Annotated in this window: 12 protein-coding genes; 2 read left to right on the top strand and 10 right to left on the bottom strand. The window is 67.1% G+C overall.

From position 1 onward, the window contains the following. Window positions 1-67 precede the first annotated feature (67 nt). From BST28156_RS23710 to BST28156_RS23680, 7 genes are all read right to left on the bottom strand, one after another. Window positions 68-904 carry a lysozyme inhibitor LprI family protein gene (locus BST28156_RS23710; RefSeq protein ID WP_174903487.1) on the bottom strand — a complete coding sequence of 279 codons (837 nt, stop codon included), beginning with the start codon at window positions 902-904 and terminating at the stop codon, window positions 68-70. Between the two features lie 392 nt (window positions 905-1,296). Beyond that, window positions 1,297-1,863: a polyhydroxyalkanoate synthesis repressor PhaR gene (phaR, locus tag BST28156_RS23705; protein WP_060243442.1), complete on the bottom strand. Its 567-nt coding sequence runs from the start codon at window positions 1,861-1,863 to the stop codon at window positions 1,297-1,299. A 118-nt stretch (window positions 1,864-1,981) separates the two neighbouring features. After that, window positions 1,982-2,722: a 3-ketoacyl-ACP reductase gene (locus BST28156_RS23700; protein WP_009687792.1), complete on the bottom strand. Its 741-nt coding sequence runs from the start codon at window positions 2,720-2,722 to the stop codon at window positions 1,982-1,984. 115 nt (window positions 2,723-2,837) lie between these two features. Further along, the gene (locus tag BST28156_RS23695) at window positions 2,838-4,019 is read right to left on the bottom strand and encodes an acetyl-CoA C-acetyltransferase (protein ID WP_174903486.1); all 1,182 of its coding nucleotides are present in this window, start codon (window positions 4,017-4,019) and stop codon (window positions 2,838-2,840) included. 99 nt (window positions 4,020-4,118) lie between these two features. Further along, on the bottom strand, window positions 4,119-5,984 hold the full coding sequence (phaC, locus tag BST28156_RS23690) for a class I poly(R)-hydroxyalkanoic acid synthase (protein WP_174903485.1): 1,866 nt from the start codon (window positions 5,982-5,984) through the stop codon (window positions 4,119-4,121). A gap of 362 nt (window positions 5,985-6,346) precedes the next feature. Beyond that, window positions 6,347-7,186: a peptidoglycan editing factor PgeF gene (pgeF, locus tag BST28156_RS23685; RefSeq protein ID WP_174903484.1), complete on the bottom strand. Its 840-nt coding sequence runs from the start codon at window positions 7,184-7,186 to the stop codon at window positions 6,347-6,349. Window positions 7,187-7,192: 6 nt separating this feature from the next. Then, a complete protein-coding gene (locus BST28156_RS23680) occupies window positions 7,193-8,398 on the bottom strand; it encodes an RluA family pseudouridine synthase (RefSeq protein WP_174903483.1) in 1,206 nt (401 codons plus the stop codon). Between the two features lie 41 nt (window positions 8,399-8,439). Between BST28156_RS23680 and BST28156_RS23675 the strand changes: the two genes are divergently transcribed. After that, complete coding sequence (locus BST28156_RS23675; RefSeq protein WP_060239305.1) at window positions 8,440-9,264, top strand: outer membrane protein assembly factor BamD; 825 nt, start codon at window positions 8,440-8,442, stop codon at window positions 9,262-9,264. 129 nt (window positions 9,265-9,393) lie between these two features. Here the strand turns inward: BST28156_RS23675 and yoaA are convergent, their stop codons facing one another. The 3 genes from yoaA to BST28156_RS23660 form a co-directional block, all read right to left on the bottom strand. Next, entirely contained in the window at window positions 9,394-11,640 is a 2,247-nt protein-coding gene (gene yoaA, locus BST28156_RS23670; RefSeq protein WP_174903482.1) for a DNA repair helicase YoaA, read from the bottom strand. A gap of 55 nt (window positions 11,641-11,695) precedes the next feature. Beyond that, on the bottom strand, window positions 11,696-11,911 hold the full coding sequence (locus BST28156_RS23665; RefSeq protein ID WP_006478692.1) for an HP1242/YdcH family protein: 216 nt from the start codon (window positions 11,909-11,911) through the stop codon (window positions 11,696-11,698). A gap of 77 nt (window positions 11,912-11,988) precedes the next feature. Next, window positions 11,989-12,741 carry a hypothetical protein gene (locus BST28156_RS23660; RefSeq protein WP_174903481.1) on the bottom strand — a complete coding sequence of 251 codons (753 nt, stop codon included), beginning with the start codon at window positions 12,739-12,741 and terminating at the stop codon, window positions 11,989-11,991. Between the two features lie 163 nt (window positions 12,742-12,904). Here BST28156_RS23660 and BST28156_RS23655 point away from each other — a divergent pair, with 163 nt between their 5' ends. Continuing rightward, window positions 12,905-15,232 carry a Tex family protein gene (locus tag BST28156_RS23655; RefSeq protein WP_174903480.1) on the top strand — a complete coding sequence of 776 codons (2,328 nt, stop codon included), beginning with the start codon at window positions 12,905-12,907 and terminating at the stop codon, window positions 15,230-15,232. Window positions 15,233-15,330 lie beyond the last annotated feature (98 nt).

The following is a 15,330-nucleotide window of genomic DNA, read 5'->3' as shown; positions in this document are numbered from 1 at the left end:
TCCGCCATTCCTCGGCGATGCCTTCGTAACGAGCCTGCCGAAAAAACAGGCCCACGGCGTCGAACGCTCACGGAAACGTCGCCGCAGTCAGACACCGCTCGAACCACACCGCATCGTCCCCGTCGCCGATCGGCCACATTTCCGCATCGAGCTGCGGCAAGCCGGCCGCCGGCGTGGGGGCATGGCTGTCCGCATCGGACGCCGCCGCACGCGTCCAACCCGACCGCGCCCCACCGTTATCGCATGCCTGCGCATGCGCTTGCGCCTCGCAGAACGCGACCGGGCGCGCCTTCCCGCCATCGGCCGCACTGACCGCGCGATACTGGTAGACCGCACCGGTCGCCCAGTCCTCGCTCTGGCTGCAGACCCTCGCGCGATGCTGCACGTGCACCGCGCCGAAACATGCATACGAAACGTGCGAGCCGCTGGCGTCGAGCGGAATGAAATCGCAGCTTGCATCGAAGCCCGTCAACGGGCCGCCCGTATATTTCGCCAGCCACCGGCGTTCGGCCTGCGCACGCGCGATCAGCCCTTTATCGGAGCGATCGGCCAGTTCGGCGGTCCGTTGATCGATCATCTTGCGCACTTCGGCGACAGCCAGCGGACGACCTTCGTAATCGGCGTCGAGACGATTGTTGCGTGCCGCGAGCCAGCGGCGCTGGCTGCGCATCAGCATGTCGCGGATGCCGGCGTCCGGCGCGACCTTCAGCACGTCCGCATAGGCGGCATTCATCCGCGTATCGGCAGCCCGTAATCCGGCATTGCCGCAGATGCGCTTTTCGATGACCTGCGCAGCCTTCGCGCAGTCCATCGCGAAACCCGGCCCGGCGATACCGATACCCAGCACGAACATCGCTGCCCGCCCGGCCATCCTGACGGCCGGCGCCAATCGAATCCCTCGCATGTTTGCTCTCAGTCGGTTCGTTATTGTTCGAGCGCGGCGTCGACGCTCTTTTCATTTCAGGGGTGCCGCCGCGCGCCCATCGCTGTACCTGCGGCGCAGGCATTATCGCCGAAACGTCCGCGCACCATCGGTGCGGCACGCGCCGGCCTGCGTTCTGATGCGAAGGGGATATCGATCGATGACCTGCCAACGGTCAGGCCCGCGCTGCTGCAGGCGCGGGCATTCGGTGCCGACGGCCATGAACGGCCGTCGGCGATGGCTTCCGGCGGGCGGCGGCGGCCGCTCACGTCGTCGCGCTCAAGCACGCACCGACCGCATCGCGCCGCCCCGCCCCGCCTCACGACACCGGCCATCCGACGGCGCGCGCCGCCGCGGCCGGCACCGCGAAATCGCTACTTCTTCTCCGGTTCCGACGTACCCGGCTGCTTGAACGGGAACGTGCTGAACATCGACTTCGCCTGGTTCTGCATCTGCTCCTGCATCTGCACGAACATGTTCTTCGACTGCTCGATGTAGCTGGTCATCATCCCTTGCATCATCGGCGCCTGCATGTTCATGAACTGCGACCAGATCTCAGGATTCATCGCATTGTTGTCGTACAGGTTCTTCGACTGATCGGCAAGCTTGTGCTGGATGTCGATGAACGCCTGGATGTTCTTTTCCAGGTACGTGCCCATCATGCCCTGCATCGCATGGCCGTAGAAGCGGATGATCTGCGACAGCATCGACGACGAGAACATCGGCACGCCGCCGCTTTCCTCTTCGAGAATGATCTGCAGCAGGATGCTGCGCGTCAGGTCTTCATTGGATTTCGCATCGACGACCTTGAAATCCTCCTGGTCCAGCACGAGTTGCTTCACGTCGGTAAGCGTGATGTACGTGCTCGTCTCGGTATCGTAGAGCCGGCGGTTCGGATACTTCTTGATGAGCCGTTCGGCCGTCTTCTTTGTAGTAGTCATGTAACGCCTTTGAGTGCAGCGTAGCGCAAGTGACGAATCCCCGCCTCCCGAAACCGGGTGGCGGGGCGCTTCGGAAACACCAGGCCGCGCGGCTGTCCGATCCGCGCAGCCAGGGAGCTCAGCCCATGTGCAGGCCGCCGTTCAGCGAGAAGTCGGCACCCGTCGCGAAACCGGAATCGTTCGACGCGAGCCACGCGACGATCGAGCCGATTTCGTCCGGCCCGCCAAGGCGGCGAACCGGGATCGTCGCGACGATCTTCTCGAGCACGTCCGGACGGATCGCCTTCACCATGTCGGTGCCGATGTAGCCCGGCGACACGGTGTTGACCGTCACGCCCTTCGTCGCGACTTCCTGTGCGAGCGACATCGTGAAGCCGTGGATGCCGGCCTTCGCGGTCGAGTAGTTGGTCTGGCCGAATTGCCCCTTCTGACCGTTCACCGACGAGATGTTGATGATGCGGCCCCAGCCACGCTCGACCATCCCGTCGATCACCTGTTTCGTCACGTTGAACAGGCTCGTCAGGTTGGTGTCGATGACGGCAGTCCAGTCTTCATGCGTCATCTTGCGGAACACGACGTCGCGCGTGATGCCCGCGTTGTTGACCAGCACGTCGATTTCGCCGACTTCGGCCTTGACCTTGTCGAACGCCGCCTTGGTCGAGTCCCAGTCGCCGACGTTGCCTTCCGACGCGATGAAATCGTAGCCGAGCGCCTTCTGGTCCTCGAGCCATTTCACGCGACGCGGCGAGTTCGGGCCGCAGCCTGCCACCACCTTGAAGCCGTCTTTCGACAGGCGCTGGCAAATGCTGGTGCCGATGCCGCCCATCCCGCCCGTTACGTAAGCAATTCGCTGAGACATAAATCTCACTCCATTTTTTGGTTTCGAGAGTTGCCGAAGCCCCCTCTGACTTCACGCGGCGCCGGCCGGTGCTGCAAACCGGCCGGCGCCGGGATACGGTTGGCCGGACAGCCGCTTACGGACGCTCGACCGCGAGCGCGACGCCCATCCCGCCGCCGATACACAGCGACGCCAGCCCGCGCTTCGCATCGCGCTTGACCATCTCGTGCAGCAGCGTCACCAGGATCCGGCAGCCCGACGCGCCGATCGGATGACCGATCGCGATCGCCCCGCCGTTCACGTTCACTTTCGACGTGTCCCAGCCCATCTGCTTGTGCACCGCCAGCGCCTGCGCCGCGAACGCCTCGTTGATCTCCATCAGGTCCAGGTCGCCCGGCGTCCAGCCCGCGCGCTCCAGGCACCGGCGCGATGCCGGCACCGGGCCCATGCCCATCACGCTCGGATCGACGCCCGCGTTCGCGTACGCCTTGATCCGCGCGAGCGGCGTCAGCCCCAGCGCCTCGGCACGCTTGGCCGACATCACCAGCACCGCCGCCGCGCCGTCGTTGATCCCCGACGCGTTGGCCGCCGTCACCGTACCGTCCTTCGCGAACGCCGGCTTCAGGCCCGCGAGCGATTCCGCCGTCACGCCGTGGCGCACGAACTCGTCCGTCTTGAACTGCAGCGGCTCGCCCTTGCGCTGCGGAATCGACACCGGCACGATCTCGTCGTCGAAGCGGCCGGCCTTTTGCGCGGCCTCGGCCTTGTTCTGCGACAGCGCCGCGAACGCGTCCTGCTCCTCGCGCGTGATCCCGTATTCCTTCGCGACGTTCTCCGCCGTGATCCCCATGTGGTACTGGTTGTACACGTCCCACAGCCCGTCGACGATCATCGTGTCGACCAGCTTCGCGTCGCCCATCCGGAACCCGTCGCGCGAGCCCGGCAGCACGTGCGGCGCCGCGCTCATGTTCTCCTGGCCGCCCGCGATCACGATGTCCGCGTCGCCCGCCGCGATCGCGTTGGCCGCCAGCATCACCGCCTTCAGGCCCGAGCCGCACACCTTGTTGATCGTCATCCCCGGCACCGCGCTCGGCAACCCCGCCTTGATCAGCGACTGGCGCGCCGGGTTCTGGCCCGAGCCCGCCGTCAGCACCTGGCCCAGGATCACTTCGCTCACCTGCTCGGGCTTCACGCCCGCACGCTCCAGCACCGCGCGAATCACCGTCGCGCCCAGCTCGGGGGCCGCGATCTTCGCCAGCGAGCCGCCGAATTTGCCGACCGCGGTCCGCGCGGCCGATACGATCACTACGTCCGTCATTTTCCTTTCCTCCAGGCCCGCGCGACACGGCGCATCGCTACCAGCCCTGTTAAAAAAACCGCGGCGCACCGGACAGCGTGCGCCGTCGTTCAGCTTTCGTCAATCGCGCTGCAATACGTAGCGGCCCGGCGCCGGCTCGATCACCGGGAACTGCGCGGAGCCCGGCGCGGCAGGCGGCGCCACCTTGCGGCCGCCGTACTGGTCGAGCCATTCGACCCAGGTCGTCCACCAACTGCCCGGATGCTCGGTCGCACCGGCGAACCAGTCGTCCGCGTCGGCGGGCAGGTCGCCGTCGTCGACCCAATAGCTGCGCTTCTTCTTGGCCGGCGGGTTGATCACGCCGGCGATATGCCCGGACGCGCCGAGCACGAACTTCAGCGGGCCGGTCAGGATCGACGTCGACGCATAGGCCGTCTGCCACGGCACGATGTGATCCTCGCGCGATCCGTAGATGAAGGTCGGCACGTCGATCCGCGACAGGTCGACCGGCTCGCCGCACACGGTCAGCGCGCCCGGCACGCGCAGCTTGTTCTCGAGATAGGTATTGCGCAGGTACCACGCATACATCGGCCCGGGCAGGCTCGTCGAGTCGCTGTTCCAGTACAGCAGGTCGAACGGCGCCGGCGTGCGGCCCTTCAGGTAGTTGTCGACGACGTAGTTCCACACGAGATCGTTCGGGCGCAGGAACGAGAACGTGTTCGCGAACTCGACGCCGCGCATCAGCCCCGGCGGCGTGCCGTTCTTGCCGCCGATGGTCTGCTCGCGCATCTGCACGTGCGCCTCGTCGACGAACACGTCGAGGATGCCCGTATCCGAGAAGTCGAGCATTGCGGTCAGCAGCGTCATCGACGCGGCCGGATGTTCGCCGCGGGCGGCCAGCACCGCGAGCGCGGTGGCGAGCATCGTGCCGCCGACGCAGAAGCCGAGCGTGTTGATCTGCTCGCGACCGCTGATCTGCTGCACGGCGTCGATCGCCGCGAGCAGCCCTTCGTTCATGTAGTCGTCCCACGTCTTGTGCGCGACCGACGCATCCGCGTTGCGCCACGACACGAGGAACACCTGATGACCGTTCGACAGCGCATGCGCGACCAGCGAATTCTCGGGCTGCAGATCGAGGATGTAGAACTTGTTGATGCACGGCGGCACGATCAGCAGCGGCCGCTCGAACACCTGGTCCGTTTTCGGCGCGTACTGGATCAGCTGGATCAGGTCGTTCTCGTAGACGACCGAGCCTTCGGTACACCCAAGGTTCTTGCCGACCACGAACTGCGATTCGTCGGTCTGCGAAATCTTGCCGCGCTGCATGTCGCCGAGCAGGTTCATCATCCCCTGCCGCAGGCTTTCGCCCTGCGTCTCGAGAATCGATTTCTGCGCATCGGGATTGAGCGCGAGGAAGTTGCTCGGCGCGGCGGCGGCCGTCCATTGCTGAACCGTGAAGCGGATGCGCTCGCGCGTCTTCGGGTCGGTCTCGAGCGCGTCGGCCAGTTCCTGCAGATAGCGCGCATTGAGCAGATACCACGCGGCCGCGAACGCATGCGCGGGCGACGCCTTCCACGCGTCGCCGCTGAAACGGCGGTCCTTCAGCTCGGGCGACTCCAGCTTCGCGGCGACGGCCTGCTGCATCAGCGTCATGCAGTCGCGCGCATAGTCGGCCTGCAGTTTCTGAAGCCGTTCGGGCGGGATCGCCGCGGCCGGCAGCTTCAGCCCCGCGAACGGCGACGCGGCGCCGCCGAAATCGGGCATCGACGGCACCTGGAACGGGAACGAGGTCGGGAACTGGAATGTCGCGAACGGATTCACCGCGGCCGATGCGGTCGCGGCGCGCGCCGGGTCCGCAAAACCGCGCCACGCGTTCACCCACGCCTCGAACATCTGCTGCATCGGCTGGGCCGCCGGACCGAATCCCGTGCTGCCCGCGGAAGTGCCCGCCTGAGCGGACGTCGACGAATTTTTCGATGCTGTCATTACCTGCCTTACCGGTGATTCCTGAGCGTCAATCGTGAAATCCTGCTCGCGGCGCGGCATGCCGGCTGCGAGCCGGGCCGTCATGTCCTGGAGAGGCGTCTCCAGATTCTGCCGCAGTGCGGTATTTTTATCATTATCGTTTTCCCCATGTGAAGCGCCACATCAAACCACTGAACATTTCAGTCCGGAGATAATCCACGTGCAACAGGCGGGACAAGGCTTTCGGAGAAACATAAAACATTTTGATTGACTTGACTCCGCGATTTTTCATTCGCTCGCGCATACGACGCCGCCGTGTCGCATCAATATCGAGATAACCCGATTTCGCAACGCAGCAAAATGCGCCCGCATGCGCGATGCGGTCAATCGGCCAGCCAGATCGCCGCGGCCATGCGGCCCGTGACGCGATCGCGCCGGTACGAGTAGTACCGCTCGCGTTCGGCGACCGTGCAGGCAGTCCCGCCGCTCACGTGCGCGACGCCGGCGCGGGCAAGGCGCAGGCGCGCGAGCGCATACAGATCGGCGAGAAACTTGCCGGGCGCGCCGTCGATCGCGACGAACGCACGCCGGGTTTCATCATGCTCCGACTGCGGGGCTGTGTCGAGAAATGCGTCGCGCACGTCCGCGCCGACCTCGAACGCCTGCGGGCCGATCGCCGGCCCGAGGAACGCATGCAGCTCGCGCGCGTCGCCGCCCGCGAGCGTCGCGACGCGTGCCGCGGTCTGCTCGACGATACCGGCCGCGAGCCCGCGCCAGCCCGCATGCGCCGCGCCCACCGCGCGCCCCTGCGCATCGCAGAGCAGCACCGGCAGGCAATCGGCGACCATCACGACACAGACGGCATCCGCCCGGTCGGTCACGCTCGCGTCGGCCTGCACCGGCGCCGTGACGGCAGACGCCGCCGCAATGACTTCGTCCGCACGCACGATCTGCGCGCCGTGAACCTGCTCGAGCCACGCCGCGTTCGGCTGGCCGACCAGCGCGAGCAGCCGCGCACGGTTCTCGGCGACATGCGCCGGCTCGTCGCCCGTATGCAGGCCGAGATTCATCCCGCCCGGCCACGCTGCGCCTTCCTGCCAGCGCCCGTAAGGGCCCTCGCTGACGCCGCCGTTGCGCGTCGTGATCAATGCGCGCACGCGCGGCGACACCTGCCAGTCGGGCTGCACGCAATCCTGCCAGGTCAGCGGGCTCGGCTTCGTCATCGGCACTCAATCCTCCTCGTCGTCCGCGTACGACCCATCGTCGTGGTATTCGCCGCCAAAATCGTCGTCATAGCCACCGTCATCGTCATCGAAATCCTCGTCGTTCCGCCCGAAGCCGAGCGCCTCGACGAGCGCGTTCATGTCGTCCGGCAACGGACAGCGCCACTGCATCGCCTTGCCCGTGACCGGATGGATCAGGCCCAGCCGCCACGCATGCAGCGCCTGCCGCGCGAAACCGTCCGGCAGCGCCGCGACCGAGCGCTTGCCGCGCGCGCGGCCGTACACGGGGTCGCCCAGCAGCGGATGCCCGACATGCGAGCAATGCACGCGGATCTGGTGCGTGCGGCCGGTTTCGAGATCGCACTGGATCGCGGACACCGGCTGACGTTGCCACACGCATGTGTCAACCGTGCGGAAATGCGTGCGCGCGGGCTTGCCCGACGCGCCGGTGACGACGGCCATGCGCGTGCGTTCGCGCGGATCGCGGCCGATCGGCGCGTCGATCGTGCCGTCCTCGGGCATCATGCCCCACACGAGCGCGAAATAGCGGCGCTTGACCGTGCGCGCCTGCAGCTGGCGCACGAGATCGGTCTGCGCGGCGAGCGTGCGCGCGACCACCATCAGGCCCGAGGTTTCCTTGTCGAGCCGGTGAACGATCCCCGCGCGCGGCAGGCCGGCCGCCGCGTCGCCGTAGCGATGCAGCAGCCCGTTGAGGATCGTGCCGCTCCAGTTGCCGGCGGCCGGATGCACGACGAGGCCGGCCGGCTTGTTGATGACGACGAGCGCGTCGTCCTCGTAGACGACGTCGAGCGGCACCGGCTCGGGTGTGAACGCAAGCTGTTCGGGCAGCAGATCGGGCACCAGCTCGATGGTCGCGCCGAGCGGCACCGGCTGGCGGATCTTCGCCGGTGCGCCGTCGACGCGCACGCGCTGCGCATCGATCCAGCTCTGCAGCCGGCTGCGGGAGAATTCGGGGAACAACTGGGCAAGCGCCTTGTCGAGTCGTTCGCCGGCGAGCGACACGGGCACTTCGACGACGCGCGGCGCGTCGTCGCCGGCCGCGGACGGCACGCCGGGCGGCTGCAACGCGTCGCCGGTCAGATCGTCGTCGAGGGAATCCCCGGAGGCAACGTCGGCGGGCCGATCGCTTGGGCTATAATCTTCGCGATTTGGCTTGCCCTGCGGGGCATTCTGCGAACTTGAACGGGTCATTTAGACTGGGTCACCGAGACTTGAAGCTAGGACATGCGAGCATGATGAATTCGACCAAACGCACGGCCAGAACCGTCGCCGCCCGGGCTGCGGCGGTAGCGGCCGCGGCCCTCATCGCCGGCTGCCACGGCTTGCCGCAGAAGCAGGACGAGACGGCTACCTGGTCGAACAACAAATTATACTCAGAGGCCCAGGACGCGCTGTCCGGCGGCGACTGGGGCAAGTGCGCGAAATATTTCGAAGCGCTGCAGGGCCGCGATCCGTTCGGTCATTTCGCGCAGCAGGCGCAGATCAACGTCGCGTACTGCAACTGGAAGGACAACGAAGCGGCCGCCGCCGACCAGGCCGTCGACCGCTTCATCCAGCTCCACCCGGATCACCCCGATATCCCGTACGCGTACTACCTGAAGGGGATGATCCACTTCAACGACGATCTCGGGCTGTTCGGCCGCTTCTCGGGCCAGGACATGAGCGAGCGCGATCCGCAGGCGCTGCGCGAATCGTACGACGCGTTCAAGGTCGTCGTCGATCGCTATCCGAAGAGCAAATACGCACCCGACGCCGCGGCGCGGATGCGCTACATCGTCAACGCGCTCGCGTCGCACGAGGTGCATGCGGCCGACTACTACTACCGGCGCGGCGCGTATGTCGCCGCGATCAACCGCGCGCAGCTCGCGATCAAGGATTACAAGGGCGCGCCGGCGATCGAGGATGCGCTGCACATCATGATCCTGTCGTACGGCAAACTGAACCAGCCGGAACTCGCCGAAGACACCAAGCGCGTGCTCGCGGGCACGTTCCCGGACAGCCCGTATATCACGGGCCATGCACGCCCCGGCACGAAGAAGTCGTGGTGGCAGTTCTGAGCGACGCTGCATGCGGCAACGCCCGCGCCAATAAAAAACCCGGCCTGCGAGCCGGGTTTTTTATTGCCATCGGTTGCCATCGCATCGACCGCCGCCGGCGACAGACAGCGCGGCGGCCGCCGCGCGCCGTCACGCGCGATTGCCGGCGCGATGCTCGTCGAAGAAGTCCTGCACGACCGCAATCTCGCGCGTGCGCTTGAACGGCGGCAGGCTTTGCCAGATGCGGCGCCCGTAAGGCTTGTCGACGAGCCGCGTGTCGCAGATCATCAGCACGCCGCGATCGGTCTCCGCGCGGATCAGCCGCCCCGCGCCCTGCTTCAGCGTGATCACCGCCTGCGGCAGCTGATGCACGGCAAACGGGCTCAGCCCCTTCTTCGTCAGCGCATCGAGCCGCGCGGCCAGTACCGGATCGTCCGGCGGCGCGAACGGCAGCTTGTCGATCACGACCAGCGACAGCGCGTCGCCGCGCACGTCGACGCCTTCCCAGAAGCTCTGGCTGCCGACCAGGATCGCGTTGCCATACGCGCGAAACCGATCGAGCAGTTCGGTACGGCTCGCATCGCCCTGCACGAGCAGCGGCGTGTTCCAGCCGCGCGCCTCGATCACGTCGCGCAGCTTCGACGCGATGCGGTCGACCGCGCGCAGTGTCGTGCACAGCATGAACACACCGCCGCCCGACGCCTCGATCGCCGGCAGCGCGGCATCGAACACCGCGTCGGTAAATGCCGGCGACGACGGCTGCGGCAGGTTGCGCGGCACGTACAGCAGCCCCTGCGACGGATAGTCGAACGGGCTCGCGAGCGTCATCGAGCGCCGCGAGCTGAGGCCCATCTGCGCCGCGTAGTGCGTGAAGTCGCCGCGCACCGACAAGGTCGCCGACGTGAAGATCCATGCGCGCGGCACGCCCGCGCGCTGCTTCGCGAAGATCGGCGCGACCGACAGCGGCGTCTCGTGCAGCTGGACCGTATGCGCGAACACCTCGACCCAGCGCACCTTCTCGTTCGGATCGCCGTCGGCCGCCGCACCGTCGGCCACCGACGCGTCGGCTTGCGCGGCCGCTTCGGCAGCGCCGGGCGCGACCCAGCCCGCGAGCAGATCCTGCAGTTCGCGCGCGCGCCGCAGGCACGCACCGAGCGATTCCGCACGCTCGGCCTGGCTCGCCAGCGCCGACGCGAGCGCGTCCAGCGCCGCCTCGAGCGCATCGAGCGCACCGAACATCGGATGATCGTCGCCGAGCTGCGCGAGCGACATGCGCACGATCTGGTCGTTCGCGAACGCGAGACGCAGGTCGCGCGCCGCGCGTTCGAGTTCGCCGCCGAGCTTCACCCATTCGACCGCATCGCGCGCGTGGCTGAGGCCCTCGGCCACCGTGTCGCGGGCCAGTTCGAGGATCTGCGTCGTCGACAGCGTTTCGCCGAAGAACAGCGTCGCCGTCTCCGGCAACTGGTGCGCCTCGTCGAAGATCACCGTGTTCGCATTCGGCAGCAGCTCGGCCATCCCGGTATCGCGCAGCATGATGTCCGCGAAGAACAGGTGATGGTTGACGACCACGACGTCGGCCTGCTGCGCCTCGCGCCGCGCCTGCATCACGAAGCACTCCTTGTAATGCGGGCATTCCTGGCCGAGGCAGTTGTCGCGCGTGGACGTGACCATCGACCATACGGGCGCCGTTTCCGGCACGCTGGCCAGCTCGGCCTTGTCGCCGCTCTTCGTGATCTTCGCGAAGCGGATGATTTCCTGCAGATAGGCCGTGTCCTGCCGCGACGGCAGGCGACCGTTGTCGGCCGTGCGCTGCAGGTAGTAATGGCACAGATAGTTCGCGCGCCCCTTGAGCATCGCGACCGTCACGGGCACCGCGAGCGCATTGCGCACGGTCGGGATATCGCGCTGGAACAACTGGTCCTGCAGGTGTTTCGTGCCGGTCGACACGATCACCTTGCCGCCCCACAGCATCGCGGGCACCAGATACGCGTAGGTCTTGCCGGTACCCGTGCCGGCCTCGACGATCAGCGTGTTGTCGCCCGCGTCGCCGTCGGACTCGGCCGCCGCGGCGGCGTCCGCGCCCGGCTCGGCGGTTTTGTCGCCTTCGCCGAGGCGGCGCGCGGGCCGTTTGCGGGTTTCGAAGATCTCGGGCTCGGGCATCCGGCGCGCGGACGCCTCCATTGCGGACGCGACGGCGCGCGCCATCTCGATCTGCGACGTCCGGGGCCGATAGCCGTCGAGCGCGCGCGCGAGCAACCCGCCTTCGCCGAAGATCGTGTCGAGTTCGTCGACGCGCTTGCGGCTCAGCTCGAAGGTGCCTTCGGGCGCACGAACGCGCCCGGCGGACGACGCGTCACGCCGGGCATCGGGGGTGGCTTCAAGCGGTGAATTCAAGGCAAGCGTTCCTGTGTCCTGCGCCCGGGCGGCGCCGGCGCTTGCCAGGCCGCGCTCAGGCGCGCTTATCCGGTTCGAGCTGCGATTGCAGCAAAATGATTTTGTCCTTGGCCGCCAGCTTTTCCTTCTTCAGCCGGTGCAGCGTGATGTCGTCGATGTCGGAGTGCCCTTCCTTCAGCTCGATCTCCCGAGCGAGCTGCTGGTGCTGCTCCTGCAATGCAGCCAAACGGTTGTGCAATTCCTGCTGCTGTTCCGTGTGACGGTTTTGCATACCTGCCTCCTCATCGAAGCGGCGCGCCGACTGGCGTGCCGACGCGCACGAGACTGATTCCGGATCAATCCAACACGTTACTGCCCCTGCTGTTGCTGCTGTTTGGCCTTCTCGGCCGCTTCCTGCTGACGCCGCTCGACGTCGGCCTTGTGCTGCGCGGCCTCCTTCTGCTTCTGCTCGTAGCGCGCGGCGTTGTCCGCCCGCTCCTGCGCCTTCTGCGCCGCCTGCTGGTGCGCCTGGTCGAGCTTGCGCTGGAAATCGGCCTGCTTCTGGTCGTACGCCTGCTTGTTCGCCGCACGCTGCGGCCCTTCCGCGCCGCGCTGCGCCTGCTTCAGTGCATTCTGCTCCTGCTTGTCGCGGAACGCCGCCGCATTGGCCGCGTCGGTCGCCGCGCGCTGCGGCGCTTCCGCTGCGTTCTGCGCCTGCTTCAGCGCAATCTGCTGATCGCGCTGCTGCGCGCGCACCGCACGCTGCTCGTCGTCGAGCGCGAGTTGCTCCTGGTGGATGCTCGCCCGCTCCTCGCGCATCCGGTCGCGTGCATTGTCGAGACAGTGATTGACGAAAAACTTGCTGTAGCAATCGTGCTCGGCCACGGCATAACGATAATCGTTTTCTGCGGAGCGTTGATTGAGCACTTTTTGACGGGCGTCAAAATCCTGCGCGGGACCGGCCGCGACGGGCGACGACGCAGCGGCGTCCGGCGCGGTGACGGCCGAGGCCTGCGCGTACGCGCCGGACGGCCCGACGGACAAAGCCGCGGCAAGCGCTGCGCCGAGCGCGACGAGAGAAAAGCGGGAAGTTGGCAACGTCGTAGGAAAGCTGCGGGACATGTGTCAAATTCTATCACCGCCGGCTGGGCGCTCCGCCATTTATGGCAAAATGCCCCGCTTCACCCACCCGCGGCATCAGGTCCGGCGGGCCCGCCATGCAGCCCGCCGCGCCGGGCATGCCGGCCCGCGCCGCGATTTCAGCAGGCAGAAGCTCATCAACGACATGACGGAAACCGTAGCACTCAAGATCGTACAGCGCATCGCCACCGAACTGTCCGTCCAGCCGCGCCAGGTCGCGGCAGCGGTGCAACTCCTCGACGAAGGCTCGACCGTTCCGTTCATTGCCCGGTATCGCAAGGAAGTCACCGGCAACCTGGACGACACGCAACTGCGCCAGCTCGAAGAACGCCTCCTGTATCTGCGCGAACTCGAGGATCGCCGCGCGGCGATCCTGTCGAGCATCGACGAACAGGGCAAGCTGACCGACGAGCTGCGCGCCGCGATCGACGCGGCCGACAGCAAACAGGTGCTCGAAGACCTTTATCTGCCGTACAAGCCGAAGCGCCGCACGCGCGCGCAGATCGCCCGCGAGGCCGGCCTCGAGCCGCTCGCGCAGGCGCTGCTCGCGAACCCGCTGCTCGACCCGCAGGTCGAGGCCGCCGCGTACGTCGACGCCGACAAGGGCGTCGCCGACGTGAAGGCCGCGCTCGACGGCGCGCGCGACATCCTGTCCGAGCAGTTCGGCGAGACGGCCGAGTTGCTGGGCAAGCTGCGCGACTACCTGAGCAACCAGGGCGTCGTGTCGTCGACGGTCGTCGAGGGCAAGGAAAACGAGGAAGGCGAGAAATTCCGCGACTACTACGATTACGCGGAAACGTTGAAAACCGTGCCGTCGCACCGCGCGCTCGCGCTGTTCCGCGCCCGCAACGCCGGCGTGCTGACGATCAAGCTCGGCCTCGGCGAAGAACTGGACGCGCAGGTGCCGCATCCGGGCGAAGCGATGATCGCGCGCCATTTCGGCATCGCGAACCAGAATCGCCCGGCCGACAAGTGGCTGTCCGACGTATGCCGCTGGTGCTGGCGCGTGAAGGTGCAGCCGCATATCGAGAACGAACTGCTCACGCAGCTACGCGAAACCGCCGAAGCCGAAGCGATCCGCGTGTTCGCGCGCAACCTGAAGGACCTGCTGCTCGCGGCCCCGGCCGGCCCGAAGGCCGTGATCGGTCTCGACCCCGGCCTGCGCACGGGCGTGAAGGTCGCGGTCGTCGACCGCACCGGCAAGGTGCTCGCGACCGACACGATCTACCCGCACGAGCCGCGCCGCGACTGGGACGGCTCGATCGCGAAGCTCGCGCGCCTCGCCGCGCAGACGCAGGCCGAGCTGATCAGCATCGGCAACGGCACCGCGTCGCGTGAAACCGACAAGCTCGCGAGCGAGCTGATCGCGAAGCACCCCGAACTGCGCCTGCAGAAGATCGTCGTGTCCGAAGCCGGCGCGTCGGTCTATTCGGCGTCCGAACTCGCGGCAAAGGAATTCCCCGACATGGACGTGTCGCTGCGCGGCGCCGTGTCGATCGCGCGCCGCCTGCAGGATCCGCTCGCCGAGCTCGTGAAGATCGAGCCGAAGGCGATCGGCGTCGGCCAGTACCAGCACGACGTGAACCAGCGCGAACTGGCCCGCTCGCTCGACGCGGTCGTCGAGGACTGCGTGAACGCGGTCGGCGTCGACGCGAACACCGCGTCCGCCGCGCTGCTCGCGCGCGTGTCGGGGCTGAACGCGACGCTCGCGCGCAACATCGTCGACTACCGCGACGCGAACGGCCCGTTCCCGTCGCGCGAGCACCTGCGCAAGGTGCCGCGCCTCGGCGACAAGACCTTCGAACAGGCAGCCGGCTTCCTGCGCATCAACGGCGGCGAAAATCCGCTCGACCGTTCGTCGGTGCACCCGGAAGCCTATCCGGTCGTCGAACGAATGCTGGCCAAAATCAGCAAGCGCATCGACGACGTGCTCGGCAATCGCGACGCGCTGTCGGGCTTGTCGCCGAGCGAGTTCGTCGACGAGCGCTTCGGGCTGCCGACCGTGCGCGACATCCTGTCCGAACTGGAAAAGCCGGGCCGCGATCCGCGCCCCGAATTCAAGACCGCGACGTTCCGCGAAGGCGTCGAGAAGGTGTCGGATCTGGTGCCGGGCATGACGCTCGAAGGCGTCGTGACGAACGTCGCGGCATTCGGCGCGTTCGTGGATGTCGGCGTCCACCAGGACGGCCTCGTCCACGTGTCCGCGATGTCGACGAAGTTCATCAAGGATCCGCACGAAGTCGTAAAGGCCGGCCAGGTGGTCAAGGTCAAGGTGCTCGACGTCGACGTGAAGCGCCAGCGCATTTCGCTGACGATGCGCCTCGACGACGACGCGGCGCCCGGCGCATTGTCGTCGCGCGGCGGCCAGGATCGCGGCAATGCCGCGCGCGGTGCAGCCCGCCCGACGCGTTCGCGCGAGCCGGAGCCGGCCGGCGCGATGGCCGCGGCGTTCGCGAAGCTCAAGCAGCGCTGAGCCGGCGCAGGTCGCCCTCAAACGCAAAGCCCGCCGTCCGGCGGGCTTTTTTACTGCTGCGGCGGAATCGGGGAAGGCGGGAAAGGGACACACCGCCG

The sequence above is a fragment of the Burkholderia pseudomultivorans genome (assembly GCF_902499075.1).
GTDB classification, from domain to species: domain Bacteria; phylum Pseudomonadota; class Gammaproteobacteria; order Burkholderiales; family Burkholderiaceae; genus Burkholderia; species Burkholderia pseudomultivorans.
Note: the sequence above shows the minus strand (reverse complement) of the source record. Positions and strands in the feature narration are given on the sequence as shown.

Excerpts from the sequence above, each read along its gene's own strand:
- BST28156_RS23710 (WP_174903487.1), bottom strand. The coding sequence starts at position 904 with ATGCGAGGGATTCGATTGGCGCCGGCCGTCAGGATGGCCGGGCGGGCA.
- phaR (WP_060243442.1), bottom strand. The coding sequence starts at position 1,863 with ATGACTACTACAAAGAAGACGGCCGAACGGCTCATCAAGAAGTATCCG.
- BST28156_RS23700 (WP_009687792.1), bottom strand. The coding sequence starts at position 2,722 with ATGTCTCAGCGAATTGCTTACGTAACGGGCGGGATGGGCGGCATCGGC.
- BST28156_RS23695 (WP_174903486.1), bottom strand. The coding sequence starts at position 4,019 with ATGACGGACGTAGTGATCGTATCGGCCGCGCGGACCGCGGTCGGCAAA.
- phaC (WP_174903485.1), bottom strand. The coding sequence starts at position 5,984 with ATGACAGCATCGAAAAATTCGTCGACGTCCGCTCAGGCGGGCACTTCC.
- pgeF (WP_174903484.1), bottom strand. The coding sequence starts at position 7,186 with ATGACGAAGCCGAGCCCGCTGACCTGGCAGGATTGCGTGCAGCCCGAC.
- BST28156_RS23680 (WP_174903483.1), bottom strand. The coding sequence starts at position 8,398 with ATGACCCGTTCAAGTTCGCAGAATGCCCCGCAGGGCAAGCCAAATCGC.
- BST28156_RS23675 (WP_060239305.1), top strand. The coding sequence starts at position 8,440 with ATGATGAATTCGACCAAACGCACGGCCAGAACCGTCGCCGCCCGGGCT.
- BST28156_RS23665 (WP_006478692.1), bottom strand. The coding sequence starts at position 11,911 with ATGCAAAACCGTCACACGGAACAGCAGCAGGAATTGCACAACCGTTTG.
- BST28156_RS23660 (WP_174903481.1), bottom strand. The coding sequence starts at position 12,741 with ATGTCCCGCAGCTTTCCTACGACGTTGCCAACTTCCCGCTTTTCTCTC.
- BST28156_RS23655 (WP_174903480.1), top strand. The coding sequence starts at position 12,905 with ATGACGGAAACCGTAGCACTCAAGATCGTACAGCGCATCGCCACCGAA.